Here is a 24,415-nt window from a genome sequence, read left to right on the forward strand (position 1 = left end):
GATCAGCCCTTCAGGATCGATCGGCCGGCATAGATCGCCTGAGGACCCAGAAGCTCCTCGATACGGATCAGCTGGTTGTACTTGGCAATACGGTCCGAACGCGACAGCGAACCGGTCTTGATCTGCCCGCAATTGGTCGCAACCGCCAGATCGGCAATCGTCGAGTCTTCCGTTTCGCCCGAGCGGTGCGACATGACGGCGGTGTAGCCGGCCTTGTGCGCCGTCTCGACGGCATCGAGCGTTTCAGTCAGCGAGCCGATCTGATTGACCTTGACGAGGATGGAGTTGGCAACACCCATCTTGATCCCGTCGCGCAGGCGGGCTGAGTTGGTGACGAAGAGATCGTCGCCGACGAGCTGGACCTTGGAGCCGATCTTGTCGGTCAGGTACTTCCAGCCGTCCCAGTCGTCTTCCGCCATGCCGTCCTCGATCGAGATGATCGGATACTTGGCGGCCAGTTCGGCGAGATAATCCGCCATGGCTTCCGGCTCGAGCGTGCGGCCCTCGCCTTCCATGACGTATTTGCCGTCCTTGAAAAATTCCGTCGAGGCGCAGTCGAGCGCCAGCTGGATGTCGTCGCCCGGACGATAGCCGGCCTTTTCGATGGACTTCATGATGAAGTCGAGGGCTTCCGGCGCGCTCTTGAGGCCCGGTGCAAAACCGCCTTCGTCGCCGACATTCGTGTTGTGGCCGCCGGCTGCCAGTTCCTTCTTCAGGACATGGAAGACTTCCGAGCCCATGCGCACGGCGTCACGCAGGCTTTCCGCGCCGACCGGCATGATCATGAATTCCTGGAAGTCGATCGGATTGTCCGCATGCGCGCCGCCATTGATGATGTTCATCATCGGGACCGGCAGCAGGCGGGCGTTCGGTCCACCGACGTAACGGAAAAGCGGCAGGCCGGACGATTCGGCGGCAGCCTTGGCCACGGCGAGCGAGACACCGAGGATGGCGTTCGCACCAAGCCGCGACTTGTTCGGCGTGCCATCCAGCTGGCCCATCAGCGTGTCGATCAGGATCTGATTTTCGGCATCATGGCCGCCGATTGCATCGAAGATTTCGCCGTTGACAGCTTCGACCGCCTTTTCGACGCCCTTGCCGTGGTACCGCTTGCCGCCGTCACGCAGTTCGACGGCTTCGTGCGCACCCGTGGAGGCGCCGGACGGAACCGCTGCACGGCCCATGCTGCCATCTTCCAGGTGGACATCGACTTCGACGGTGGGGTTGCCGCGGCTGTCAAGGACTTCGCGTGCGATGATATCGGTAATGGCTGTCATGGCTTTTCCTGCTGGTCAATGCGGTGGAAATTACCGCCTGTCTTATCCAAGGTTACAAAAAATACAATGGCAGGAGCATGACAACCCAACTGTGTGACGACAACCCTTGATGTCTCGAAAAGGGCAAAACGTGCGCAGCTTATATCCAAAAAGTAATAACGTCCGAAAAACACAACAACTCCCGATGGTTAACTTAGCCATTCGCAAGACCATTCATTATTTTTCAACAGAATCGTCCGAGTTTTGCGACGACAAGGGAAACAAGGGCCGATTCTCTTGCCGTCGGCTCAGGTGGGTGGGAACCAGTTCATGAAAATCACGATCGCGCGCAGTCTCATTTTATTTGGCTGTCTCGTGGGAGCAGGCCTGGCAACGTCAGTCGGGATCCAGAACAGCGCGTTCGAACGCCTGAGGGTCAACGGCCCGGTCTACCAGCAGATCATCTACGGAAAAGACCTGGTGGCGGACATTCTTCCGCCGCCGCTTTTTCTTGTCGAAGCGTATCTGTTGGCGACGGAAGGCGCCTATCATCCGCAATCGGCCCAGGAAAATCTTCAGAAAATTGCCGAACTGAAGAAAAGTTACGACGAACGCAAGACCTACTGGCCCGGAACGGATCTCGCCGACGATCTGAAGAACCAGCTTGCACGGTCCGTCGAGCCCACATCGGAGACCTTCTGGCAGATCATCGCCGGCCCCTATTCGGCTGCGGTACGATCCGGCGATGCCGGCCAGATGCGCGATGCCGTGACCGCCCTGCAAAGCGCTTTCCAGAAGCACCAGGAGGAAGTCGTCAAGCTTGTCGGCAGCGCCAATACTTTTCTTGCCGCGGCAGAAAAACAGGCTGCAAGCGAAACGACCTGGCTGACCACCGTGTCGCTGCTTGCCGCCATCGGCGCTGCAAGCGTGCTCGTCCTCGGTCTGTTTGCCATGCACCGGCGCGCCATCCGCCCGCTGACTGGCATGCGCGACTATATGAGCATTCTGGCCAAGGGCGACTATACCCAACCTGTGCCATACCACGACCGGGGCGACGAAATCGGCGAGATGTCCGGTGCTGTCACCGTCTTCCGCGAAAACGCACTGGAGCGCATTGCGGCCCGCAAACGCCAGGAGGACGAACGGGAGCGTGTGCTTCTGGCAGAACGGGCGGACATGGCACGCCGCAGCGCCGACGATGCCGAACGGGCGCGTGTCATCGAGACACTCAGTACCGGCCTCGCGCGGCTGTCACGCGGCGACTTGACCACGCGGATCCAGCAGCCCTTCTCCCCCGATTACGAGCAACTGCGCGCGCAATTCAACAGCAGCCTGCAGGCGCTGGAACAGACCCTCTCCTACATTTCCGACACCATGGGCGCCGTGCGCGCCGGTGTCTCCAGCATTGCCGGCGGCACGAACGAGTTGTCGCAAAGAACCGAAACGCAGGCCGCGTCACTGGAAGAAGCCGCATCCGCACTTGCCGAGGTGACGGCGACCATCAAGACCACGGTCGACCACGCCCGCACCGCCAATGTTCGGATGGAGGAAACGAAACAGGGTGCTGAACAGTCAACCAGCATCGTGCAGGAAGCCGTTTCCGCCATGTCGAAAATCGAGGAATCCTCGGCACAGATCCGCCAGATCATCAGCGTGATCGACGAGATCGCCTTCCAGACGAATCTTCTGGCGCTGAATGCCGGTGTCGAGGCCGCAAGAGCCGGTGAAGCCGGCAAGGGTTTTGCGGTCGTTGCTCAGGAGGTGCGCGAACTGGCCGGACGCTCCTCCAGTGCCGCCAAGGAAATCCGTCAGCTGATCGCCACCTCGACCACCCAGGTGGAAACGGGCGTGACACTCGTCAACCGGACGGGCGAAACACTGGGGGTAATCGAAAACCAGATGCTGGCGGTCTCACAGCTGATCGAAACGATCGTTGGCCTGGCCAGCGAGCAATCCAGCGCACTTGCCGAAATCAGCCAGGCCGTCAACGACATGGACCAGGTGACGCAGCGGAACGCCGCCATGGCCGAAGAGGCGAACGCCTCCTGCCAGGACCTCGCCGAACATGCGCAGGACCTCGCCCGCCAGATGGCGCGTTTCGAGATCGGTCAGACACAGACCGCAAAGGCGCAGCACGCCGGCGCGCCTTATCGTCTGGCCTCCTGACCCCGATCGCAAAGCTCCAGGGACAGCCGATCCGCCCCCGGAGCTTCAACCGCATCTCAGGCCGCCTTGGAAACGGCGTCCAGCGCCATCAGCTTTTCCAGCAAACGTTCGAGATCGCTGAGACGCACCATGTTCGGTCCATCGGACGGTGCGTTGTCCGGATCATCATGGGCTTCGATGAAAAGACCGGCCACACCGACGGCAACCGCCGCACGCGCGAGCGTCTCGACAAAACGGCGCTCGCCACCGGTCGATCCACCCTGACCACCCGGCTGCTGCACCGAATGGGTCGCGTCAAAGATCACCGGTGCGCCGAGGCCCGCCATGATCGGCAAAGACCGCATGTCGGAGACCAGCGTGTTGTAACCGAAGGAGGCTCCGCGCTCGCACAGGAGCACGTTCGGATTGCCGCTGTCGGTAAATTTGGCCAGCACGTTCTTCATGTCCCAGGGCGCCAGGAACTGGCCCTTTTTCACGTTGATGACGCGACCGGTCTTGGCGGCCGCCACCAGAAGATCCGTCTGCCGGCACAGGAAGGCCGGGATCTGCAGGATATCCACCGTCTCGGACACCAGGGCGCACTGTTCTTCCGTGTGGATATCGGTGAGCACCGGAAAGCCGAATTCCTTCTTCAGATCAACGAAGATCTCCATCGCCTTGTCGAGACCGATGCCGCGCTTGCCCGATAAGGACGTGCGGTTCGCCTTGTCGAAAGACGATTTGTAGACGAGCCCGATGCCAAGCCTGTCGCAGATCTCCTTGATCGCACCCGCCATCATGAAGGCGTGCTCGCGGCTCTCCATCTGGCAGGGACCGCAGATCAGCGAGAAGGGCGCGCTGTTGGAAAACACGACACGAGAGGACCCCTCGCCGACCGAGACTTCCGAATTGGCTTTCACTGACATCTGCTTCACTCCTTAAGACCCTCAACCACACCTGCAACGCGCACCGCCCTTGCCACGGGGCCGGCCCTTGCCGCACGGGCCGCCAGCCCCGGTGCTTGTGGGACGCTGATTAGCAGCGCAGCGATCCGCTGTCACCCAACAGATCGGAGGGGACCGCGGCACAGACCGGCGAGCACCGACGCCGCGCAAAAAGACGCTTCCGAAAAGCCGCCCCGGGATGCACGCCCTCTGCTGTGCGAATCGCGTAGCTTCGTCATCCCGGCAACGACTGGCCATCGCTTCCGCAAGACTGCTTTGTGGCAACACGTTCTCTTTACGGGAAGAAAAATCGAGCTATTCCCGCCGTTGATGCATGCTTCAACAGATTTTAAGCACTTGCAGAACACATATGGAACATATAGTGTCTGTTCTGGATTTGTTTCCATCAGGATCGTCGCCATGCTCACACGCAAACAGCAGGAACTTCTTCTGTTCATTCACGAACGCATGAAGGAGTCCGGGGTGCCCCCCTCTTTTGATGAAATGAAGGATGCGCTGGATCTGGCGTCGAAGTCCGGCATCCACCGGCTGATTACGGCGCTGGAGGAACGCGGCTTCATCCGACGGCTGCCGAACCGGGCGCGCGCACTCGAAGTGATCAAGCTGCCGGAAGCCTATACACCGGCGCCGCAACCCCGGCGCGGCTTCTCCCCGAGTGTCATCGAAGGCAGTCTCGGCAAAGCTCCGCCGGCAAAACCCAACCTTACGGCCGTGGCCGAGGACAGCGCTTCTTCCGCTGCCGTCCCGGTGATGGGACGGATTGCTGCCGGCGTGCCGATTTCCGCCATCCAGAACACCACGCACGAAATCAGCGTTCCGCTCGAAATGCTGGGTCCTGGCGAACATTATGCGCTGGAGGTGAAGGGCGATTCGATGATCGAGGCCGGCATCCTGGACGGCGACACCGTGATCATCCGCAATGGCAGCACGGCGGTTGCCGGTGACATCGTCGTGGCGCTGGTCGATGACGAAGAAGCCACGCTAAAGCGGTTCCGCCGCAAGGGAGCGTCGATTGCGCTCGAGGCTGCCAATCCGGCCTATGAGACGCGCATCTTCTCCTCCGACCGGGTCAAGGTGCAGGGCAAGCTCGTCGGGCTTATCCGCCGTTACCACTGATGAGCCGCGCAAGGTGCGGCGGGATCTGGTTGTCGTTCCGGCCCGTCCGCCAGGAATAGGCCCGGTGCTGATGCCACGGGCGCGACTCGTCGGTAAAAGACGCCGTGAGGACCCAGGCGGTCTGGTCGCGGCTTGCGCCTGGCGCTTCGGGAAATGACAGTTGCAATGCACCGGTTCGGCGCAGGTGTTCCCCGGTGATGAGAAGCGCGCCGGACCGGCAGGCGGTGAGCCGCGTCGATGTGGCAACCACCAGATCGGCCTCGTCGCAGGCAGGACCGATGTAGCGGGAATCCTGCAGGACCATGATCCTGATGTGGTGTTCTGTGACGGCGGTGCAGGCGAGCGACGGGACACAGTGAAATCCGCGGCTGGTGTGCGCTGAAAATTGCCGGGCAAAGGCCTGGCGGGCGGTTCGCAACTCGGCGTCCGTCAAGGGTGGCCGTCGCGGGGGTGGTCCATCGGTCACGGTGGCTTTAACGGCAGTGGATCCCGCTGGCTCGGGGGCCTCTTCCGGTTCCGGGCGTGCGGCGGTGGATGTCTGCGGCGGGATGGTCTCTCCGATCCCATGCGCACTTTGCCACTGCCGATACAGGAAATCGGACGGGCGTGGCCGGTTTACATAGGCCTTGTCATTCTGCAGCAAGGCCAGAAGCGTGCCGTCCTCCGAAATCAGCAGATCAGGTATTCTTTGCGTCTGGCTCAGCCAGTCCACCAGAAGAGCCATGGCAATCAGCACCACGCCGAGCAGGCGCAATGCCGTTCTGGACAGAACGATCAGGATGAAGCCGGCCGATGCGAGCGGCAGGAAAAGAGCGTGCTTCACACCGAAGGAAACCTCTCCGTTCCAGGCGGCAACGGTGTGGGCAATTCTGATCACCCACTCCAGTGCAAGCCCCATCACCGCGAAAAACGGCGCGTCGAGACCGAAGGGCATGGCAATCATTCCGGCCAGTGCCGCCGGCATGATGACGAACGAAATCAGCGGCATGGCGGCCAGATTGGCCACCAGGCCATAGGTGGTGAGTTGATGGAAATGCGCGATGGTGAAGATCGCGGTTGACGCCCCGCCGATCAGTGAGGTGAAAAAGGTACCGGCCAACAGCAGCCATACCCACTTGGCCCCACTCCAAATCAACGGCTGGGCGCGCATGGCGGCCCCCCCTGCCCCATTTTCGCGCTCGCGTGATGTCCACGCGGTATAACCGGCCACCAGCGCTGCGGTTGCGGCAAACGACATCTGGAAACTCGGCCCCATCACCGCGGAGGGTGACTTGATGAGGATGAAGAGCGCGGCGAGTGCCAGATTGTGCAGGCTGATCGACGGTCGGTCGGCGAGCACGGCAAGCAGCATGATCGCCATCATCACATAGGCACGTTCGGCAGAAACACCAAAGCCGGAAATGAGGTAGTAGAAACTCACCAGCAGAAGGGCACCGGCGGCGGCGATCTTCTTGATCGGCAGCGCATGGGCGATGCGCGGGAAAAGCGCGAGCCCGGTGCGCAGCCCGACGAAACAGATGCCTGCCGCGAGCGCCATGTTGAGGCCGGAGATCGCAACGATATGCGCAAGTCCGGACAGGCGCAGTGCCTCCAGCGTCTCCCGGCTGATCGCCCGCCTCTCGTCGGTGACAATGGCCGCTGCAAAGGCACCGGCATCTCCGGGTACCGTCGCGCGAATGCGATCGCCGATCATGCCGCGCAGGGCAAACACCGCCATCTTGAGGTGATCGATGGTGCCAAGATCCGGCTTGGCGGCAGAAACCTCGGCTTTGCCGTAGAGATAACCGATGGCGCCGATGCCGTCGAAGAAGGACGAGAAGCCAAAATCCGTCAGCCCCGGCAGGGCCGGGCCAGAGGGAGGCGACAGGCGCACCCGTCCTGCAAACCGTGCCCCTGGCGCAAATGGCGCGACCGCACTGCGCACCGAGATCGCGACCCGCTCCACCGGGCGGGCCAGCCTCGGTTTCTCCGTTGCCTCCACCCTGATGATGTAGCGCCACCGATTGTCGCCGGCGGCCTCGCGCCGCTCGATGAGACCCTTGATCTGGGTCGTGACGGCGCTGTCGAGCAGGACCGTTTGCGAGAAACGTGTCTCCAGCGCAGCGAGCGCCATGCCGGTAATGAACAGCACGACGGCCATGACCGCCGATGCTGCAAGCCGCTGGCCTGAGGCGCCGAGAACAATCCGGACAGCAAGGAGGGGCACCAGCAGACCGAAAAGAGCCGGGGGCGGATCCTGCGGCAGGCTCAACCACACGACAATCCCCGCCCCCAGCAGAACCGGCACCAAAAGGAACAGCCGGCCATGCGCGACCTCATCCTGGATGGCCCGGGAAAACGCCGTCGAAAGAGGCTCGCCCCGGACGCCAAGGACCGCTAGCCCGGCAGTTAAGCGGGCCGGCAGGGCGCGCCGCCTCGGAGGTCCGGAGGGGAGAAGCGGATCGGCAAAAACAGGCGCAAGCGCCCTCTCCTGCTCCCGTTCCGTGGCCCGGGTGCGTTCAAATGATTCTGTCGCTCGATATGCCTCTGGCGACAATTCGAACCCCCGTTGAAATTGCCGCATCACCTTTAACTGATCGACAACCTGCGCCTGTTTATGTCGCAGGGTCAATTCCGTTTCGCCGCTTCGCCGGCCGAATAAGGCATTGGATCGATTTAAAGCAGGCCATTGCCGCCGAATTCGGCATGCGCCTCAGCCTGGAGACGTTTTCGGACCAGATTTCGCGCTGCACAATTAGCCATCAGGAGTGCTTGGCAGCTCGCATCAGATCATATAGCAAGTTCATACGCTTCATTTCTCGGCGCATTTTGCGCCATTCCGACCATCGGAGGATCAGCATGACGGAAACAAGCGCACATCTTGGATTGGGAGACAGCAAAGTCGATCTTCCGGTTCGGAAAGGGACGATCGGTCCCGACGTGATCGACATCGGCTCGCTCTACAAACAGACCGGCGCCTTCACCTATGACCCGGGCTTCACGTCGACGGCGTCGTGTGAATCAAAGATCACCTTCATCGATGGCGATGAGGGCGTTCTCCTCCATCGCGGTTATCCGATCGAGCAGCTCGCCGAACACGGTGACTTCCTCGAAACCTGCTATCTGCTGCTCTACGGCGAACTGCCGACGGCTGCGCAGAAGAAGGATTTCGACTACCGCGTGACGCACCACACCATGGTGCACGAGCAGATGAGTCGCTTCTTCACCGGCTTCCGTCGCGATGCGCATCCGATGGCCGTCATGGTCGGCACGGTCGGCGCGTTGTCGGCCTTCTACCACGACTCGACCGACATCACCGATCCGCACCAGCGCATGGTCGCCTCGCTGCGGATGATCGCCAAGATGCCGACGATCGCCGCGATGGCCTACAAGTACCACATCGGCCAGCCCTTCGTTTACCCGAAGAACGACCTGGACTACTCGGCAAACTTCCTGCGCATGTGCTTTGCCGTGCCGTGCGAAGAATACCAGGTCAACCCGGTTCTGGCGCGCGCGATGGATCGCATCTTCATCCTGCATGCCGATCACGAGCAGAACGCCTCAACCTCGACCGTGCGTCTCGCCGGTTCTTCGGGCGCCAACCCGTTCGCCTGCATCGCGGCTGGCATTGCCTGCCTCTGGGGCCCGGCTCACGGCGGCGCCAACGAGGCGGCTCTCAACATGCTGATGGAAATCGGCACGCCGGACCGTATTCCGGAATACATCGCCCGCGCCAAGGACAAGAACGATCCGTTCCGCCTGATGGGCTTTGGTCACCGCGTCTACAAGAACTACGATCCGCGCGCCAAGATCATGCAGAAGACGACGCATGAGGTGCTGGGCGAACTCGGCCACAAGGACGACCCGCTGCTGCAGGTTGCCATGGAACTGGAAAAGATCGCGCTGACGGACGACTACTTCGTCGAGAAGAAGCTCTATCCGAACATCGACTTCTATTCCGGCATCACGCTGAAGGCGATGGGCTTCCCGACGACCATGTTCACCGTGCTCTTCGCGCTCGCCCGCACCGTCGGCTGGATTGCCCAGTGGGCCGAAATGATCGAAGATCCGCAGCAGCGTATCGGTCGTCCGCGCCAGCTTTACACCGGCGAACCGAAGCGCGATTACCTGCCGATCTCCAAGCGTTGATCGCAGGACACCAATTTCTGAAAAGGCCCGCTTCGCGCGGGCCTTTTTTTGTTCTCAGATGAAATCGGAGACACGGCATCGATGCCGGCGCCTGGAAAGACGCGCCTCAGATGCGTCCTTTTTCCGCCAGGAGTTCAAGCACCAGCCTTGCTGCCTCTTCGCCCGGCGGAACGGATGTGGAAAGCCTATCCCACACCTCGGCGAAACCCGCCAGCATGGCCTCTCGCTGCGGGGTGTCGGACGACAGGCATTCCGCCCATCGCACCAGATAACCGGGCCGCACCAATTCGTTGATATGTTCGGGGATCACCGGTCGGTCCGCAATCAGATTGGGCAGCGCCGCCGACCAGACCTTGATCCTGTTGGCCATCAGGCGGATCAAAAGGTCCGCCTTGTAGATGGAGACCGTCGGAACGCCGCAGAGCGCAAGTTCAAGCGTGACGGTACCGGAGGCGGCAATCGCCATGTCGGCGGTTGCAAAGGCATCCCATTTGTCTGTCGTCGTTGCGGTCAGTTGCGGTTTTACGGACCAGTCGGAGAGCAACGCCTCCACCAGCGCCCTCTGGCGGGGAACGGTGGGGAGCAGGAAACGGGTGCCGGGATTGCGCTCCAGCATCAGTTCGGCAGTCTGCTTGAGCGCTGGCATCAGCGCCTTGATCTCAGTCGATCGCGACCCGGGCAGCAACAGGATCGTCCTGTTCTCCGCTGTCGTCGGGCGGGCCTGGCGCCGCGCGCGGACCGCAAGCACGTTGACATCCGCCGTCAGACGATGCCCGACGAATTCCGTTCTTGGCCCGTCCAGCCGGCGCATGGCCGCCGGTTCGAACGGAAGCAGCGCCAGCACCAGATCGACATAGGCAAGCATGTTCTTCGCCCGGTATTCCTTCCAGGCCCACACGCTCGGGCAGACATAATCGACCACCGGAAGATCCGGCATCGCAAGGCGCACGCGCTTGGCAACACGATGGGTGAAATCGGGGCTATCGATGATCAGAAGCAGATCGGGCCGCGCGGCGATGATCGCATCGCCGGCCTGGCGGAGCCGGCGCAGCAAATGCGGCAGGCGCTTCAGAACCTGTGTCACGCCCATGATCGACAGTTCGGAGAAATCAAAGAGGCTTTGAAGCCCTTCCGCCTGCAGGCCTTCTCCGCCAACGCCGACAAGTTCGATCGGGCCCGGATAGATCCGCTTGAATGCGGCGATCAGATCGGCGCCCAGAAGGTCGCCTGAAACTTCGCCGGCAACCACGGCGATTTTCAACGGGCGAAGGCTCATCGCAGACCACTCCCTCGGATGCCCTGGTCAATGCCACAGACAAACAGACCGTTGCGTTCCGCCAGCGCAATCATGTCCGCGCGATCGACCACCAGGGCATGCCCGGCTTCAACCGCGATACCCGCAAGTCCAGCCGCGATGGCGCTTTGGACCGTGGACGGACCGATGGTCGGCAGATCGGCGCGCACGTCTTGCTGCGGCTTGCAGAGCTTGACCAGCACGCCGCGACGCTTCTTCGAAATCCGGCCGGCTGCCCGCAGGTTGGCGACACGCTCCAGCATGGCATCCGTCCCTTCGACGCCTTCCAGCGCCACAATGCGGCCGCCGACACAGACGGCCCCCTGACCGACATCCAGCTGACCCAAAAGACGCGCAGCCTCGGCGGCCGTCTCGATGTCGCGCATGTCTTCGCTGGCGGGTGGCGTTGCGGTCAGATGTCCGGTCTCGGCGAGCAGGCCCGGCACGATCTCCTGCACGCCAACAACCCGGCATCCCATGCTTTCGAACAGTCCGATGACCATCTGCAACACGGTGTCGTCGCCGCCGGCCAGCAGGGTGCGGATCACATGCGGAATCTTGAGGATGGAGCGGAAGGTCGGATGAATGTCGCGCCATTCCGGCCGGCGCTTGACCCCGCCGGACAAGACGACACGCCGCACACCTTTGTGGCGGAGCACCTGCTGGATGCCGGCGAAATCACCGACCCCGGTCACCATATGATCAAAGGAGGAGAAATCGCGATCGGCCTCGTGCCGCAGGGCAATCACCACCGGGTCATCGCCTGCAGCTCTTGCGGCTTCCGCCACGTAGAGCGGCAGATAGCCGCCGCCGGCAATGATGGCGAGCCGGCCTTCTCTCGTCGCAACGGGAGCGGCCGTCGCCATATCAGGCTTTGCCGCGATAAGGTGAGGAGATCGGACGGTCAGTGCCCGCGCCGATGAAGTCGATCACCTCGAGCGCCTCGCTGCAATCCAGGAACTCGTCCCGGATGGCTGCCGCATTGGCACGCACCGAACCTTCGGCCTCGAAGATCTGCTTGTAGGCCCGCCGGACCTGATGGATCACCGCACGCTCGATGCCGGCGCGGGTCATGCCGACGACGTTCAGACCACCGAGCACGCCCGGGTTGCCGTTCAGCATGCCGTAGGGGATCACGTCATAATTCACCGCGGCCAATCCGCCAATAAAGGCCTGGCGACCGATCCGGGTGAACTGGTGGACGGCGCAGCCGCCGCTGAGGATTGCCCGGTCATCGACCATCACGTGCCCGGCCAGCATCACGTTATTGGACAGGATGATGTTGTTGCCGAGCCGGCAATCATGCGCAACATGCGAATTGGCGAGGAACAGGCAGTCGTTGCCGACGCTGGTGATACCGCCGCCGCCGACCGTGCCGGTGTTCATCGTCACACCTTCGCGCATGGTGCAGCGTTCGCCGACGACGAGACGTGAATCGTCGCCAGCCTCGTGCAGGCTCTGCGAGACGCCACCGATAACGGCCATCGGAAAAATCCGGCTGCCGCGGCCGATTTCGGTCAGACCCGTCACCACGGCATTCGAGATGACCTCGACATCGTCATGCAGGACCACGCGTCCGCCGATCCGGCAGAACGGTCCGATGGTGACGTTTTTACCGATCACCGCGCCGTCTTCGATGACGGCAAGCGGGTGAATCCGCGCTGTGGCGGCAATTGTGCTCATCAATCTTCCTTCGGACGGATCATGGCGCCAACATCGGCCTCGGCGACCAGCGCACCCTCGACCTTCGCCTCACAATGAAACTTCCAGATATTGCCGCGCTGCTTCTGCTTCACGACATGGATTTCCACGCGATCGCCCGGCACAACCGGCTTGCGGAACCGCGCATTGTCGATGGTCATGAAATAGACGAGCTTGCCGCCTTCGCCCTGCTTGCGCGCACAGATGGCGCCGGCTGTCTGCGCCATGGCTTCGATCAGCAGCACGCCGGGCATGATCGGCTGTTCCGGAAAATGGCCGGTGAAATGCGGCTCGTTGACCGTGACATTCTTGATGCCGACCGCACTGTTGTCACCATCGATGTCAATGATCCGGTCAACGAGAAGAAACGGATACCGATGGGGCAACAGCTTCATGATCTCCAGGATCTCAACGGAGCCGAGCGCCGCCTTTTCCTGATCAACCATTTCTGTCTCCTCTTTTTTTTGCTCGCTCATCCGACCGGACCATGATCTCCGCAATGTCGCGCATGAAATCCGGCATCGGCCTTGCGGGAATGCCGCCAAAACGACCGCCCGCCGGTAGCGAGGCAATCACGCCGCTCATGGCTGCAATCTGCACGCCATCGCCGATGGTGATGTGACCATTGATGCCGGAAGCACCGCCGATCTGTACGCCATCGCCGATTTTTGTCGAGCCCGCTATACCAGCGCCACTTGCAATCGCGCAATGGCGACCAATGCAGACATTGTGGGCAATCTGCACAAGATTATCGATCTTCGTGCCTTCGCCGATCACGGTGTCGTCCATGGCGCCACGATCGATCGTCGTATTGGCGCCAATCTCGACATTGTCCTGGATGATGACCCGGCCAACCTGAACGAGCTTGATCATGCCGCGCGGACCCGGCGCAAAGCCGAAGCCGTCCTGGCCGATCCGAACACCATTGTGGATGATCACGCCATTGCCGATGAGCGCCGCGACGATCGAGGCGCCGGCAGCGACGGAACAATTGCGACCGATCTTCACCCCGGCGCCGATCACCACGCCCGGTCCGATATAGGATCCGGAGCCGATCTCGGCATCTTGCCCGATGACGGCCATCGGTTCGATCGTCACATCCGGCTCCAGACGCGCGCAGGGATCGACATAGGCCGCAGGCGACACACCGCCTGCGGCGGTGACCGCCGGGACACGCGCTGCGACCGGATGCAGGAACTGGCCAGCGAGCGCAAAGGCAGCGGCCGGCCTGGAAGTCAAAAGGACAGGAAGATGATCGGGGATGACCGAACGAAGAGCGGGATCACAAATGATCGCCGCGGCCCGGCAGGTCTGAAGATCAGCCTTGTGCTTGCGTGAGACGATGTAGCAGACATCGCCCTCCTTCGCCCGCGCAACCGGAGCAACGGACCGGATGATCCGGTCCGCGCAACTGTCATCTCCCAATTCCGCGCCGATGACCGAAGCGAGCTCGCGAAGGCTCACTCCGTCATGCGGCGGAAAGAAGTGGTTTTTGTCCATCAGCCAAGGCTCCAGAACAGATTTTCACACGCAGTTCTGGACGCCAGATATCAGAACTGGTTCGCCATGCTGAAGCGGAAACGCTGTTCCTGGTCGTAGTCTTCCTTGACGACCGGCACGGCATAGTCGAAGCGCAGCGCACCGAAGGGCGATGCCCAGGTGATGCCGGCACCAACCGATGCACGGAACGCGCTATCGGTGCCAAGGGCGCCAGCGCTGTTGGCCACTTCGTTACCGTAGAGCGTGCCGGCATCCGCAAAGACGGAGGCACGAAGACCGAAGTCTTCCGGCAGGGCCGGCATCGGAACGCTGAGTTCAGCCGAGGCGGTGAAGTAGGTCGTGCCGCCGAGCGTATCGCCGTTCGGCATGCGCGGACCGATACCGTCGCTTTCGAAGCCACGAATCTGGCGACCACCGATGGTGAACTGGTCGAACACGTTCAGCTTGTCGCCGGTTGCCACCACATGACCGGCACCCACGGCAATCTGACCGATCAGGTCCAGTTCATCCGACAGCAGGTGGAAGTAACGGGCGCGACCATAGATCTTGTAGTATTCCGAATCGCCACCCAGACCCGCAAACTCGTGAGTCACCGTCGCGTAAATGCCTTCACGCGGAAGCGTCATGTTGTCGAGCGTGTTGTAGGTGAGCGTCTGACCGATGATCGACTGCTCGTACTTTCCGCCGTTGACAAGATCACGATAGGGCTGCGACAGGCCGGTCGTCCAGCTGCCTTCGCCGGAATATTCGATCTGCTTGTAGGTGTAGCGCAGCGTCGTCGCCAGTTCTTCGGTGATCGGAGCCGTCACGCGCAGCGTAAAGCCCTGCTCATTGTATGAGTAGTAATCTTCCGAAGACGACTGGCTCTTGAACACGTCGAAGCCAGCAGCCAGGCGATAGCCCAGGAAATACGGCTCGGTGAAGTTCAAGGAGTAGGTCTGCGCGTCGTTTTCGCCAGCACCAGCCGCCAGGCGGATGTATTGACCACGACCGAGGAAGTTCTTTTCTTCGATCGAGGCTTCGAGCACGACACCATCATTGGCGGCGTAACCGGCGCCGATGCCGAACGAACCCGTCGACTGGTCTTCAACGTCCACGACAATGACGACGCGGTCCGGAGACGAACCCGGCTGCGTGCCGATATTGACCTTGGCGAAGTAGCCGAGCGCCTCGAGGCGACGCTTCGCACGGGTGATGGCCAGCTGGTTGAAGGCATCGCCTTCGCTGAGATCGAACTCGCGACGGATGACGTAGTCGCGGGTCCGCGTGTTTCCGCGAATTTCGATCCGCTCGACATAGGCGCGCTCACCCTGATCGACCAGGTAGGAGACGCCAACCGTGTTGGTCTGGAAGTTGCGGTCGCCGCGCGGCGTGACGCGGGCAAACGGGTAACCCGCCGACGCGACCTTCTTCGAAATCGCTTCGATCGTCTTCTGAACGTCACGGGCGTTATAGGTATCGCCAGCCTTCGTTTCAACGAGGCTGTTCAGCTGCGCGCCGTCGATGCCCGGAACCGTGGATTCAACGGAGATATTGCCGAAGGTGTAACGCGGACCTTCTTCGACCGTGAAGGTGATCGTGTATTCGTTCTTGGACTCGTCCAGCACAGCGTCCGAGGATACGACGCGGAAGTCCGGATAGCCGTGGTTGTAATAGAACTGGCGCAGCGCATCCTCGTCGGCGCGCAGCTTGTCGTCGGTATAGACGTCCTTGCGGGTCAGGAAGGACAGCGGACCGGATTCCTTCGTCACCAGCACGTCGTGCAGACGGCGGTCGCCATAGGCCTGGTTGCCGACGAAATTGATGTTGGCGATCTTCGTACGCTCACCTTCGTTGATCACGAAGGCGATGTTGACGCGGCCCTGACCGACAGGAACCACCTGGGTGGTGACCTGAACGTCGCTGCGACCGATCTGCGTGTAGGCCTCACGAATGCGCTGAATATCGGCAGTGGCGAGCGCTTCGCTGTAGGGACCGAGCGGCTGGGTCTGAACGACGCCCTGAAGCTTGTCGTCCTTGATCTTGCGGTTGCCGTTGAAGACCACCTGGTTGACCAGCTGGCTCTCATTGACGGTCACGACCAGCGTGCTGCCGGACACCGAGATGCGGACGTCGGAAAAATAACCGGTCGCGTACAGACGCTTGACCGATTCATCGATGTCAGCATTCGAGAAGCTGACGCCGGGGCGAATTGTGATGTTGGAACGAACGGCTTCCTGCCCGGCACGCTGTGCTCCCCGCACATCGACCCGCTGGATCACCGCAGCCTCAGCCACCAGAGGCGAGGCGATCACGACAACACCTGCACCCGACGCGACAACACCAGCAGACAGCGCAAACGCCGAGACTGCGTTCAAAAACTTTGAACCAGCTTTCATTTTCAAATCTTACCTTTTCCCGTTGTCCCTCGGCGGGTGGCACCCGACTCCGGCCACGTGTGTCGTTTTACCTGCTTTTGACCTACAAGCAAGGTATCCTGTTAATTTCTATTTACTTCCTTGAAAGGCGTGACCCAATCGCCACGGCGACTTATCAACAGGGTAAACAGTTGGTTTATAACCGCATATCAGCCGATCCACCGGCCGATGGTGTCATTCCATGTCGCAAACACCATCAGCGTGAGGATCAGGGCAAATCCGATGCGGAACACGATCTCCTGCAGACGCTCGCTCAGCGGCTTTCCCCTCACCGCTTCCAGCGCATACAGAACCAGATGTCCGCCATCAAGCACCGGAATGGGAAAGAGATTCATCAGTCCTAGCGAAACGGAAATGACGGCGGCAAAATTCAACACAGCGACAAAACCAAGCGTTGCCACCTGCCCCGTCGTCTCGGCAATCCGGATCGGTCCGCCGATCTGGTCCGCCGACATCTTGCCGGAAAAGATATTGCCGATGTAGCGGAAGGTGCCTGTGATGATGTGTCCCGTTTCGGCAACGCCCTGCCCGATCGCCTCCAGCGGCGAATAGGTGACGCGGCGGAAATTGCCGCGCTGCTCGTCCGTCACGATGCCGATCTGACCCATCTCGACCCGATTGCCGAACTGATCGGTGATGTCCACCCGCTTCGGCACCATCGGCAGGTCAAGGGAGCGGCCGCCGCGCTCGACGGTGACGACGATTGGCGTTTCCGGCCGGACGCTGACATAGCGACGCACATCATCGAAGGTGCGGACGGCTGAGCCATCGAGTGCAACCAGGAGATCACCAGGCTCCACGCCGGCTTCGGCCGCGGCACTGTTGGCCCGCACTTCGGCAACCACCGGATCGGCGACCATGCGCCCGTAGAGGCTGAAGACGGCAGCAAAGATCACGATCGCCAGAAGGAAATTCGCCAGCGGGCCGGCGGCCACGGTTGCGGCGCGCTTCCAGAGCTTGGCGCCGCCCAGCGTCTGCGCCCGCTCCTCAAGCGACAGATGGGCTATCTGGGTGCCGTCCGGACGGCTTGCGACATCTTCATCCCCGAAGAAGCGCACATACCCGCCCAGCGGAATGGCGCTCACCTTCCAGCGGGTTCCCTGTCGATCCGTGAAGCCGATCAGTTCCGGACCGAAACCGATGGAGAAGGCCGTCACACGGATGCCGCACCACCGGCCAACGAGGTAGTGCCCCATCTCATGGATAAAGACGAGAAAGGATAAAACGAGAATGAACGGAATGATGTAGCCGGTGATCAAACCCAATATCGCCATTCAGGCTCCATCCTCCAACATTCGTCTCTTACAAGCCCAACAGGAAGGCCGCGACCGTTCCTGTCGCCTTGTCGGACCATGCCGCATTCATGATTGCAAGTAGAAAAGCGGTGAAACCGGCGAAAACAAGTCCATCGACTCGGTCCATGACACCGCCGTGACCGGGAATCAGGTGGCTCGAATCCTTGACGCCGAAGCGGCGCTTGATGAAGGATTCGAACAGGTCGCCGATCTGGCTCGCCACGGACAGAAAGAAGGCGATGAACACCGTGCGCAGCGACAGAATCGGAAAATAGGCGAGCGATATCAGGCTTCCGGCCAGCACTCCGAACGCCGTGCCGCCGAGCGCACCCGACCAGGTCTTGCCGGGCGAGATCCGTGGCGCGAGTTTGGGTCCCTTCAGCGCGCGGCCGACAAAGAAGGCGAGGATATCGGTCGCCCAGACGACGGCAAAGACGAAGAGCATGGCAACGAAGCCGGTCTGGTCCGAGCCGCGGATCGCCGCCAGCGACACACCGCTCATCGCGGCGTAAAAGATGCCGCCGGGCAGCCACCGGGAGCCGCCACGCACCAGAACCCACAGGATCGCCGTGACGGTAAAGCCGCCGATCAACGGCACGCCAAGCCCTTCGTCACCCAATACGAGATTGAGGGAAACCGAGGCAACCGCCAGCCAGCCAAGCGCGTTGCCGCGAAAATCGCGGTCGGCCAGCCGCGTCATGCTCGACCATTCGTAATAGACGAGCAGCGCGATGAGAGCGGCCAGCATCCGGAAGGCGATGCCGCCGAACCAGGTGGCAGCCAAGGTGATGATAGCCAGAACGATGGCCGAGGCGATCCGCTTTTTCAGTTCCGGCGACATCAGCCTGCCACCGCGGTTGGCACGGCGGTCACCCCGCCGAAACGCCGCTCACGCACGGCAAAGATCCGCAGTGCCTCGGCAAAGGTCTCTGCGGTGAAATCCGGCCAGTAATCGGGCAGGAAGACGAATTCCGCATAGGCCGCCTGCCACAGCAGGAAGTTCGACAGACGCTCCTCGCCGCTGGTCCGGATGATGAGGTCAGGGTCCGGAATTCCGGCCGTATCGAGTTTTGCGGTCACCAGATCCGCGGTGATCTGGTCCGGCGTCAGGCGGCCATTCGCCACCTCTTGCGCCAGTTGCTGCACGGCGCGCGTGATCTCGTCGCGCGCGCCGTAGTTGAAAGCGATGATCAGCGTCAGCGCGCTATTGTCCTTCGTCGTCTCTTCCGCTTCCAAGAGCAGCGGCAGGATGTCGCTCTTCAGACTGGTCCGGTCACCGATGACGCGGATGCGAACATTGGACTTGTGCAGTTCGGCGAGATCCCGGCGGATGAAGCGGCGCAACAGCCCCATGAGGTCGGAGACCTCGGCTTCCGGCCGGGACCAGTTTTCAGAGGAAAACGCGAAAAGCGTCAGATATTTCACACCGGCGTCACCAGCCGCGCGCACGGCACGCCGGACCGCTTCCACGCCCTTGGTGTGACCCATCGTGCGCGGCAGGCCCCGCTCCTTCGCCCAGCGCCCGTTACCATCCATGATGATGGCGACGTGCTGTGGCACTGGTGACACTTCACCGCTGACCATCCTAAACCGCTCACTTTCGTCCAATAGGAAAAATTGCGAAACCGCAGGCCCTAGACCTGCATGATTTCCTTTTCCTTTTCGGCAAGCAAGCGGTCGATTTCGGAAATCGTATCATCCGTCATCTTCTGGACGCGCTCGGACTGGGCGCGGCTATCGTCCTGCCCCATCACGCCGTCTTTCTCGGCCTTTTTCAGGGCTTCCATGCCGTCACGGCGCACGTGGCGGATGGCAACCTTGCTCTTCTCGGCATAGTCATGCGCCACCTTGACGAGCGACTTGCGGCGCTCCTCGTTGAGTTCGGGCAGCGGAATGCGCAGGTTCTGGCCATCGACGATCGGGTTGAGGCCGAGATTCGATTCGCGGATGGCGCGATCGACCGCACCCACCATCGTCTTGTCCCAGATGGAGACGCCCAGCATGCGCGGCTCCGGCACGGTGATGTTGGCCACCTGGTTCAGCGGCACGCGCGAGCCGTAGGCTTCGACCATCACCGGATCGAGAATGTTGGCCGATGCGCGGCCCGTGCGCAGCGATGCGATATCGCTCTTGAAGGCCGCAATCGCGCCGTCCATGCGGCGCTTGATGTCGTTCAGATCGACGGGTCCACTCATGTTCCACTCCGTTCTTATCAAAATAGCGGCCGGCGCAGCCCCGCCGCAGCCTGCCATCAGATGTCGGTCACGATGGTCTTGCGGCCACCGCCCGTGAGGATTGCGCCGAAACCGCCCTTCTCGTGGATGGAGAAGACGATGATCGGGATCGAATTTTCGCGGGCGAGAGCTACCGCGGCAACGTCCATGACCGCAAGCCCCTTTTCCAGCACTTCGCTGTGGGTCAGCGTTTCAAAGCGGGTGGCCGTCGGGTCCTTCTTCGGGTCGGCGGAATAGATGCCGTCCACCTGCGTTCCCTTGAAGATCGCTTCGGCGCCGATTTCGGCGGCGCGCAGGGCGCCGGCGGAATCGGTCGTAAAGAACGGGTTGCCCGTACCGCCGGCAAAGATCACCACGCGGCCCTGGGCCATGTGGTGCAGCGTGCGGCGCTGCGAGAAGCTTTCACAGATCTCCGGCATGGCAATCGCCGAGAGCACGACGGTCTCGACATCGAGCTTGCGCAGCGACGTGGCAAGCGCCAGCGCGTTGATGACGGTCGCCAGCATGCCCATGTGGTCGCCGGTCACCCGGTCGCCGCCCTTCGAGGCAACCGCCACACCGCGAAAAATGTTTCCGCCGCCGACCACGAGGCCGACTTCCACCCCCATGCGCACCGCATCTGCGATGTCGGCGGCAATCCGGTCGGCCACGGCAACATCGATGCCGAAGCCTTGGCTACCCATCAAGGCCTCACCGGAGACCTTGAGCAGCACACGTTTATAGACGGGTTGGGAGGAAGACATGGAAACTCCTTCGAGGATCACACCGACAGCCGGATACACGAAGGGCATCGCATTGTCACGCGATGCCCCCTGCATTCACAAGTTTTGGCGTATAAAGATTAGTGCTTGACGGCTGCAGCCACTTCGGCCGCGAAATCGGTCTCTTCCTTCTCGACGCCTTCGCCGAGCAGGAGACGAACCATGCCGACAACTTCGATCGAAGCGCCAGCTTCCTTCTCGGCAGCCTTGACGGCTTCACCGACAGTCTGCTCCGGATTGATGACGAAAGCCTGCGAGAGAAGAGCGACTTCTTCGAAGAACTTGCGCATACGACCTTCAACCATCTTTTCGATGATGGCGTCCGGCTTGCCCGAAGCGCGGGACTGCTCGATGAAGACGTTGCGCTCGCGTTCTGCAACGGCGGCGTCAACTTCTTCGGCGCGGATGGCGAGCGGGTTCGTCGCAGCAATGTGCATGGCAACCTGGCGGCCGATCGAGGTCAGGACGGCCTTGTCGCCTTCCGACTTCAGGGCAACCAGAACGCCGAGCTTGCCGATGCCGTCGCCGGCTGCGTTGTGGATGTAGGTCGCAACAACGCCGTGCGGAACTTCGAGCAGGGCCGAGCGGCGCAGCGTCATGTTTTCGCCGATCGTGGCGATCGCATCCTTGATGGTGTCGGATACGGACTTGCCGGTTGCCGGGTAGGTGGCAGCAGCAACGGCATCAACGGTGCCGTCGGTGCCGAGCGCCACGTTGGCAACGCCGCGGACGAGGTCCTGGAAGGCATCGTTACGGGCCACGAAGTCGGTTTCCGAGTTCAGCTCGATCACGACAGCCTTGTGGCCGGCGCCGGCGATGCCGATCAGGCCTTCAGCAGCGGTGCGGCCCGACTTCTTGTCGGCCTTGGCGATGCCCTTGGCGCGCAGCCAGTCGATGGCGGCTTCGATATCACCATTGTTCTCGGTGAGAGCCTTCTTGCAATCCATCATGCCTGCGCCGGACTTCTCGCGCAGTTCCTTAACCAGTGCAGCAGTGATTTCAGCCATTGTTTGCCTCTTGTCCAATCAGGGGTGCGCCTGCCGGAATCGGTGGGCGGGCGCCCGTTTGGGGCACGAATGTACCCGGAAGTGTGACAGCGTGATGAATAACCGTCCGCGCGATCTCACGCGATGATTGGCGAAACGAAAGGTTCCACCGGCGCCGGACGCCTTGAAATTCGTCGAAGGCCGATCGTACCAGCCTTCAGAGATGCCGGGGAGGACCAAGGCCCTCCCCGCACATTATGATCAGGCTTCGGTCTCTTCGGACAGAGCCGGCTCGATCGGAGCTTCGGCCATAGCGCCGATGTCGCGACCGGAAGCGCCCTGCTGGCGTGCCAGGCCATCGATGGCGGCACGAGCGATCAGGTCGCAGTAGAGAGCGATGGCGCGCGATGCGTCGTCGTTGCCCGGGATCGGGTAGTCGATCAGGTCCGGATCGCAGTTCGAGTCGATGATGGCCACAACCGGGATGCCCAGGCGCTTGGCTTCATCGATGGCGATCTTTTCCTTGTTCGTGTCGATGATGAACATCAGGTCCGGCGTGCCGCCCATGTCGCGGATACCGCCGAGAGCCTTGTCCAGCTTCTCGCGTTCGCGCTCGAGGTTCAGGCGCTCCTTCTTGGTGAAGCCCTGGGCGTCGGACGCCAGGATTTCGTCAAGCTTGCGCAGGCGCTGGATCGAGTTCGAAATCGTCTTCCAGTTCGTCATCATGCCGCCGAGCCAGCGGGAGTTGACGTAGTACTGAGCCGAACGCTTTGCGCTGTCGGCGATCAGTTCGGACGCCTGGCGCTTGGTGCCGACAAACAGAACGCGGCCGCCACGGGCAACGGTGTCGGAAATCACCTGCAGGGCGCGCGACAGCATCGGAACGGTCTGCGCGAGGTCGATGATGTGGATGTTGTTACGATCACCGAAGATGTACGGCTTCATCTTCGGGTTCCAGCGGTGAGTCTGGTGGCCGAAGTGAACACCAGCTTCCAGAAGCTGGCGCATGCTGAAATCAGGCAATGCCATGCCTTTTTCTCCTTGTTTCCGGTTTAACCCCCGCGAAACGAACAGTCGACCGTTGGCCGACCACCGGCGGAACCGCCCGGATTTCTCCCGGACCATCCCAAGTTTCGCGTGTGGAATGGGCTGCGCATAACGGCATTGCTGGGCAAATGCAAGCCTTGTGGCCGTCGATTTCAGGGAAACATGCGCAATCGCAGTGCCTTTGCGCGCGCCGGGTCACTTTACAGCGCACCTTTGCTGTTGCAACCTCAGCAATACCAAGGTCATCCCGATGCTTTTTCATGAGGTCCGCGTGAAACCGCCATTGCCCGCCTGTGTCATCATCCTGATGGCCGCCGCCTCGCCTGCGCTTGCGGCGGAAACCGCCTGCCCGACGATACCGGGAAAGATGCTGGCGCAGGCGGAGGTCTATGACGGACCGATGGAGGATAACGCAGTGCTTGCGCCCGACACCTCCACCGGAACGGTTAGCAAGGGCAAGAACCGCTTCGATGTCAGCGGCGTCTACGCCGCTGGACGCCACGTGGTGCTTGGTTGCCATTACAAGGGCCAGGCCAAGCCCGTCTTCGTCGAGATCAAGACAAAGGTCAAAACCTGCGAACAGGTCTTTGACGCAAAAGCCGGCGGCAGTCTCACCTGCCGCTGACTAAGAAGAGCCGGCGGTGGTGGATCAGCGGCAGGTCTCCGGCTGCTTATCCAGAAGTTCGAGCTTGGACAGCGTGCCGGACAGCACGAAATCGCCGTAATCCATCGTCAGGTCACGGGTGATGCCGTTGTCGTAGAGCTTGAACGACATGCGGTAGACGGGAAGCGCATCCGTCTTTCCGTCCTCGTTGTAATAGGCGATCGTCACCGGCCAATAGGGCTTGGCGGAAAACTCGCCGGCACTTTTGGCGTCCGGATCATCCGCGGCCGGCGTCTGCTGCAGACCAACCACCGTGCTCGTCATCAGGCTCTTGTCGCCATCCTCGGATCCGTCAAAAATGCGGGCTTCGAAGAAGCGCTTGCCGGCGCGGGCGTTCTCGATCACGTCCAGCATGTGTTCTGTCGGGAATTTGGCCGGCGTCAGATCGACTTCCCGCGGATCGGGCTTGGCGAGCGCGATCTTCAAGCCGTTCGCATCGTCCTTCGCTTCACCGGTCACCTGCTTGTCGAGCTTTTCATCGGTATAGCTCTTGGTGTCGAACCGGAACTGGCCGGAACTGGCATTCTCGAAGGTCGTCGTCTGCTGGTCGGTCAGGCGCATCTCTTCGCCCGTATCGATCTTCGTCACGAATCGGAAATTCGTCGTAAAGCCCGTGCAGGCCGAGCCGGTGAACTCATAGACCATGCGACCGAACATGCCTTCGATGCCGGACCGTTCGGAAACGTCGCGCAGCTTGAGGTCATAGACGGCGCGGTGCGGCACCAGAGCACGCGCGGCTTCAAGACCGGCAAGCGCGGGGCTCGAACCGGCCACCAGCGATGCGCTCACAAGAAGGAGGGTTCCCAGTTTCGGTCGCGACATCCACAATCTCCTATGGGACTCAATGGGCAGTGTTATATGAACGCCATCGAGTGATGCGTAGGGTGATAACCCCACTCGTCCTGT

21 protein-coding genes are annotated in these 24,415 nt (G+C 61.4%); 4 read left to right on the forward strand and 17 right to left on the reverse strand.

Going from position 1 to position 24,415, the window contains the following annotated elements:
- Positions 1-2: 2 nt before the first annotated feature.
- A complete protein-coding gene (eno, locus tag G6N78_RS14960; protein WP_165219790.1) occupies positions 3-1,277 on the reverse strand; it encodes a phosphopyruvate hydratase in 1,275 nt (424 codons plus the stop codon).
- Between the two features lie 309 nt (positions 1,278-1,586).
- Between eno and G6N78_RS14965 the strand changes: the two genes are divergently transcribed.
- The gene (locus G6N78_RS14965; protein WP_165219792.1) at positions 1,587-3,422 is read left to right on the forward strand and encodes a methyl-accepting chemotaxis protein; all 1,836 of its coding nucleotides are present in this window, start codon (positions 1,587-1,589) and stop codon (positions 3,420-3,422) included.
- A 56-nt stretch (positions 3,423-3,478) separates the two neighbouring features.
- Here G6N78_RS14965 and kdsA read toward each other — a convergent pair whose 3' ends face one another.
- Complete coding sequence (gene kdsA / locus G6N78_RS14970; protein ID WP_165219794.1) at positions 3,479-4,327, reverse strand: 3-deoxy-8-phosphooctulonate synthase; 849 nt, start codon at positions 4,325-4,327, stop codon at positions 3,479-3,481.
- Positions 4,328-4,765: 438 nt separating this feature from the next.
- Between kdsA and lexA the strand changes: the two genes are divergently transcribed.
- Positions 4,766-5,482, forward strand: a complete 717-nt coding sequence (gene lexA, locus G6N78_RS14975) for a transcriptional repressor LexA (RefSeq protein WP_165219796.1) — start codon at positions 4,766-4,768, stop codon at positions 5,480-5,482.
- Here the strand turns inward: lexA and G6N78_RS14980 are convergent.
- Entirely contained in the window at positions 5,463-7,739 is a 2,277-nt protein-coding gene (locus G6N78_RS14980) for a ComEC/Rec2 family competence protein (RefSeq protein ID WP_234905813.1), read from the reverse strand. The genes lexA and G6N78_RS14980 overlap by 20 nt on opposite strands.
- A gap of 581 nt (positions 7,740-8,320) precedes the next feature.
- On the opposite strand from G6N78_RS14980, the gene gltA reads away from it, so the two are divergent.
- Positions 8,321-9,610 carry a citrate synthase gene (gltA, locus tag G6N78_RS14985; RefSeq protein WP_165219798.1) on the forward strand — a complete coding sequence of 430 codons (1,290 nt, stop codon included), beginning with the start codon at positions 8,321-8,323 and terminating at the stop codon, positions 9,608-9,610.
- A gap of 106 nt (positions 9,611-9,716) precedes the next feature.
- Here gltA and lpxB read toward each other — a convergent pair whose 3' ends face one another.
- The 13 genes from lpxB to rpsB form a co-directional block, all read right to left on the reverse strand.
- A complete protein-coding gene (lpxB, locus tag G6N78_RS14990; RefSeq protein WP_165219800.1) occupies positions 9,717-10,886 on the reverse strand; it encodes a lipid-A-disaccharide synthase in 1,170 nt (389 codons plus the stop codon).
- Positions 10,883-11,770: an LpxI family protein gene (locus G6N78_RS14995; RefSeq protein WP_165219802.1), complete on the reverse strand. Its 888-nt coding sequence runs from the start codon at positions 11,768-11,770 to the stop codon at positions 10,883-10,885. Before G6N78_RS14995 ends, lpxB begins: the two co-directional genes overlap by 4 nt.
- Before the next feature lies 1 nt (position 11,771).
- Positions 11,772-12,587 carry an acyl-ACP--UDP-N-acetylglucosamine O-acyltransferase gene (gene lpxA, locus G6N78_RS15000; protein ID WP_165219804.1) on the reverse strand — a complete coding sequence of 272 codons (816 nt, stop codon included), beginning with the start codon at positions 12,585-12,587 and terminating at the stop codon, positions 11,772-11,774.
- Entirely contained in the window at positions 12,587-13,051 is a 465-nt protein-coding gene (fabZ, locus tag G6N78_RS15005; RefSeq protein ID WP_165219806.1) for a 3-hydroxyacyl-ACP dehydratase FabZ, read from the reverse strand. Before fabZ ends, lpxA begins: the two co-directional genes overlap by 1 nt.
- Complete coding sequence (lpxD, locus tag G6N78_RS15010; protein WP_165219808.1) at positions 13,044-14,105, reverse strand: UDP-3-O-(3-hydroxymyristoyl)glucosamine N-acyltransferase; 1,062 nt, start codon at positions 14,103-14,105, stop codon at positions 13,044-13,046. The genes fabZ and lpxD overlap by 8 nt, the downstream gene beginning before the upstream one ends.
- 50 nt (positions 14,106-14,155) lie before the next feature.
- Positions 14,156-16,483, reverse strand: coding sequence for an outer membrane protein assembly factor BamA (gene bamA / locus G6N78_RS15015; protein ID WP_165219810.1), 2,328 nt, complete (start codon positions 16,481-16,483; stop codon positions 14,156-14,158).
- A gap of 188 nt (positions 16,484-16,671) precedes the next feature.
- Positions 16,672-17,796, reverse strand: coding sequence for an RIP metalloprotease RseP (gene rseP, locus G6N78_RS15020; protein WP_165219812.1), 1,125 nt, complete (start codon positions 17,794-17,796; stop codon positions 16,672-16,674).
- Positions 17,797-17,824: 28 nt separating this feature from the next.
- Positions 17,825-18,658 (reverse strand): phosphatidate cytidylyltransferase, encoded by an 834-nt coding sequence (locus tag G6N78_RS15025; RefSeq protein WP_165219814.1) that lies wholly within the window; start codon positions 18,656-18,658, stop codon positions 17,825-17,827.
- Positions 18,658-19,401, reverse strand: coding sequence for an isoprenyl transferase (locus tag G6N78_RS15030; RefSeq protein ID WP_165219816.1), 744 nt, complete (start codon positions 19,399-19,401; stop codon positions 18,658-18,660). Before G6N78_RS15030 ends, G6N78_RS15025 begins: the two co-directional genes overlap by 1 nt.
- 50 nt (positions 19,402-19,451) lie before the next feature.
- Complete coding sequence (frr, locus tag G6N78_RS15035) at positions 19,452-20,012, reverse strand: ribosome recycling factor (protein ID WP_165219818.1); 561 nt, start codon at positions 20,010-20,012, stop codon at positions 19,452-19,454.
- 56 nt (positions 20,013-20,068) lie between these two features.
- Positions 20,069-20,794, reverse strand: a complete 726-nt coding sequence (gene pyrH, locus G6N78_RS15040; RefSeq protein WP_165219820.1) for a UMP kinase — start codon at positions 20,792-20,794, stop codon at positions 20,069-20,071.
- A gap of 98 nt (positions 20,795-20,892) precedes the next feature.
- The gene (tsf, locus tag G6N78_RS15045; RefSeq protein WP_165219822.1) at positions 20,893-21,819 is read right to left on the reverse strand and encodes a translation elongation factor Ts; all 927 of its coding nucleotides are present in this window, start codon (positions 21,817-21,819) and stop codon (positions 20,893-20,895) included.
- A 240-nt stretch (positions 21,820-22,059) separates the two neighbouring features.
- Positions 22,060-22,827 (reverse strand): 30S ribosomal protein S2, encoded by a 768-nt coding sequence (rpsB, locus tag G6N78_RS15050; protein WP_165219824.1) that lies wholly within the window; start codon positions 22,825-22,827, stop codon positions 22,060-22,062.
- Positions 22,828-23,116: 289 nt separating this feature from the next.
- On the opposite strand from rpsB, the gene G6N78_RS15055 reads away from it, so the two are divergent.
- Complete coding sequence (locus G6N78_RS15055; protein WP_165219826.1) at positions 23,117-23,470, forward strand: STY0301 family protein; 354 nt, start codon at positions 23,117-23,119, stop codon at positions 23,468-23,470.
- A gap of 24 nt (positions 23,471-23,494) precedes the next feature.
- On the opposite strand, the gene G6N78_RS15060 is transcribed toward G6N78_RS15055, so the two are convergent.
- A complete protein-coding gene (locus G6N78_RS15060; protein WP_165219828.1) occupies positions 23,495-24,331 on the reverse strand; it encodes a cell envelope integrity EipB family protein in 837 nt (278 codons plus the stop codon).
- Positions 24,332-24,415 lie beyond the last annotated feature (84 nt).

This window comes from Allorhizobium pseudoryzae (assembly GCF_011046245.1).
In the GTDB taxonomy this organism is placed as follows: Bacteria; Pseudomonadota; Alphaproteobacteria; order Rhizobiales; family Rhizobiaceae; genus Neorhizobium; species Neorhizobium pseudoryzae.

Coding starts and splice junctions, on each gene's coding strand:
- bamA (WP_165219810.1), bottom strand. CDS start 16,483: ATGAAAGCTGGTTCAAAGTTTTTGAACGCAGTCTCGGCGTTTGCGCTG.
- pyrH (WP_165219820.1), bottom strand. CDS start 20,794: ATGTCTTCCTCCCAACCCGTCTATAAACGTGTGCTGCTCAAGGTCTCC.
- G6N78_RS15060 (WP_165219828.1), bottom strand. CDS start 24,331: ATGTCGCGACCGAAACTGGGAACCCTCCTTCTTGTGAGCGCATCGCTG.
- tsf (WP_165219822.1), bottom strand. CDS start 21,819: ATGGCTGAAATCACTGCTGCACTGGTTAAGGAACTGCGCGAGAAGTCC.
- fabZ (WP_165219806.1), bottom strand. CDS start 13,051: ATGGTTGATCAGGAAAAGGCGGCGCTCGGCTCCGTTGAGATCCTGGAG.
- lexA (WP_165219796.1), top strand. CDS start 4,766: ATGCTCACACGCAAACAGCAGGAACTTCTTCTGTTCATTCACGAACGC.
- lpxA (WP_165219804.1), bottom strand. CDS start 12,587: ATGAGCACAATTGCCGCCACAGCGCGGATTCACCCGCTTGCCGTCATC.
- lpxB (WP_165219800.1), bottom strand. CDS start 10,886: ATGAGCCTTCGCCCGTTGAAAATCGCCGTGGTTGCCGGCGAAGTTTCA.
- rpsB (WP_165219824.1), bottom strand. CDS start 22,827: ATGGCATTGCCTGATTTCAGCATGCGCCAGCTTCTGGAAGCTGGTGTT.
- gltA (WP_165219798.1), top strand. CDS start 8,321: ATGACGGAAACAAGCGCACATCTTGGATTGGGAGACAGCAAAGTCGAT.
- kdsA (WP_165219794.1), bottom strand. CDS start 4,327: ATGTCAGTGAAAGCCAATTCGGAAGTCTCGGTCGGCGAGGGGTCCTCT.
- rseP (WP_165219812.1), bottom strand. CDS start 17,796: ATGGCGATATTGGGTTTGATCACCGGCTACATCATTCCGTTCATTCTC.
- frr (WP_165219818.1), bottom strand. CDS start 20,012: ATGAGTGGACCCGTCGATCTGAACGACATCAAGCGCCGCATGGACGGC.
- G6N78_RS15030 (WP_165219816.1), bottom strand. CDS start 19,401: ATGGTCAGCGGTGAAGTGTCACCAGTGCCACAGCACGTCGCCATCATC.
- G6N78_RS14965 (WP_165219792.1), top strand. CDS start 1,587: ATGAAAATCACGATCGCGCGCAGTCTCATTTTATTTGGCTGTCTCGTG.
- eno (WP_165219790.1), bottom strand. CDS start 1,277: ATGACAGCCATTACCGATATCATCGCACGCGAAGTCCTTGACAGCCGC.
- G6N78_RS15025 (WP_165219814.1), bottom strand. CDS start 18,658: ATGTCGCCGGAACTGAAAAAGCGGATCGCCTCGGCCATCGTTCTGGCT.
- G6N78_RS14995 (WP_165219802.1), bottom strand. CDS start 11,770: ATGGCGACGGCCGCTCCCGTTGCGACGAGAGAAGGCCGGCTCGCCATC.
- lpxD (WP_165219808.1), bottom strand. CDS start 14,105: ATGGACAAAAACCACTTCTTTCCGCCGCATGACGGAGTGAGCCTTCGC.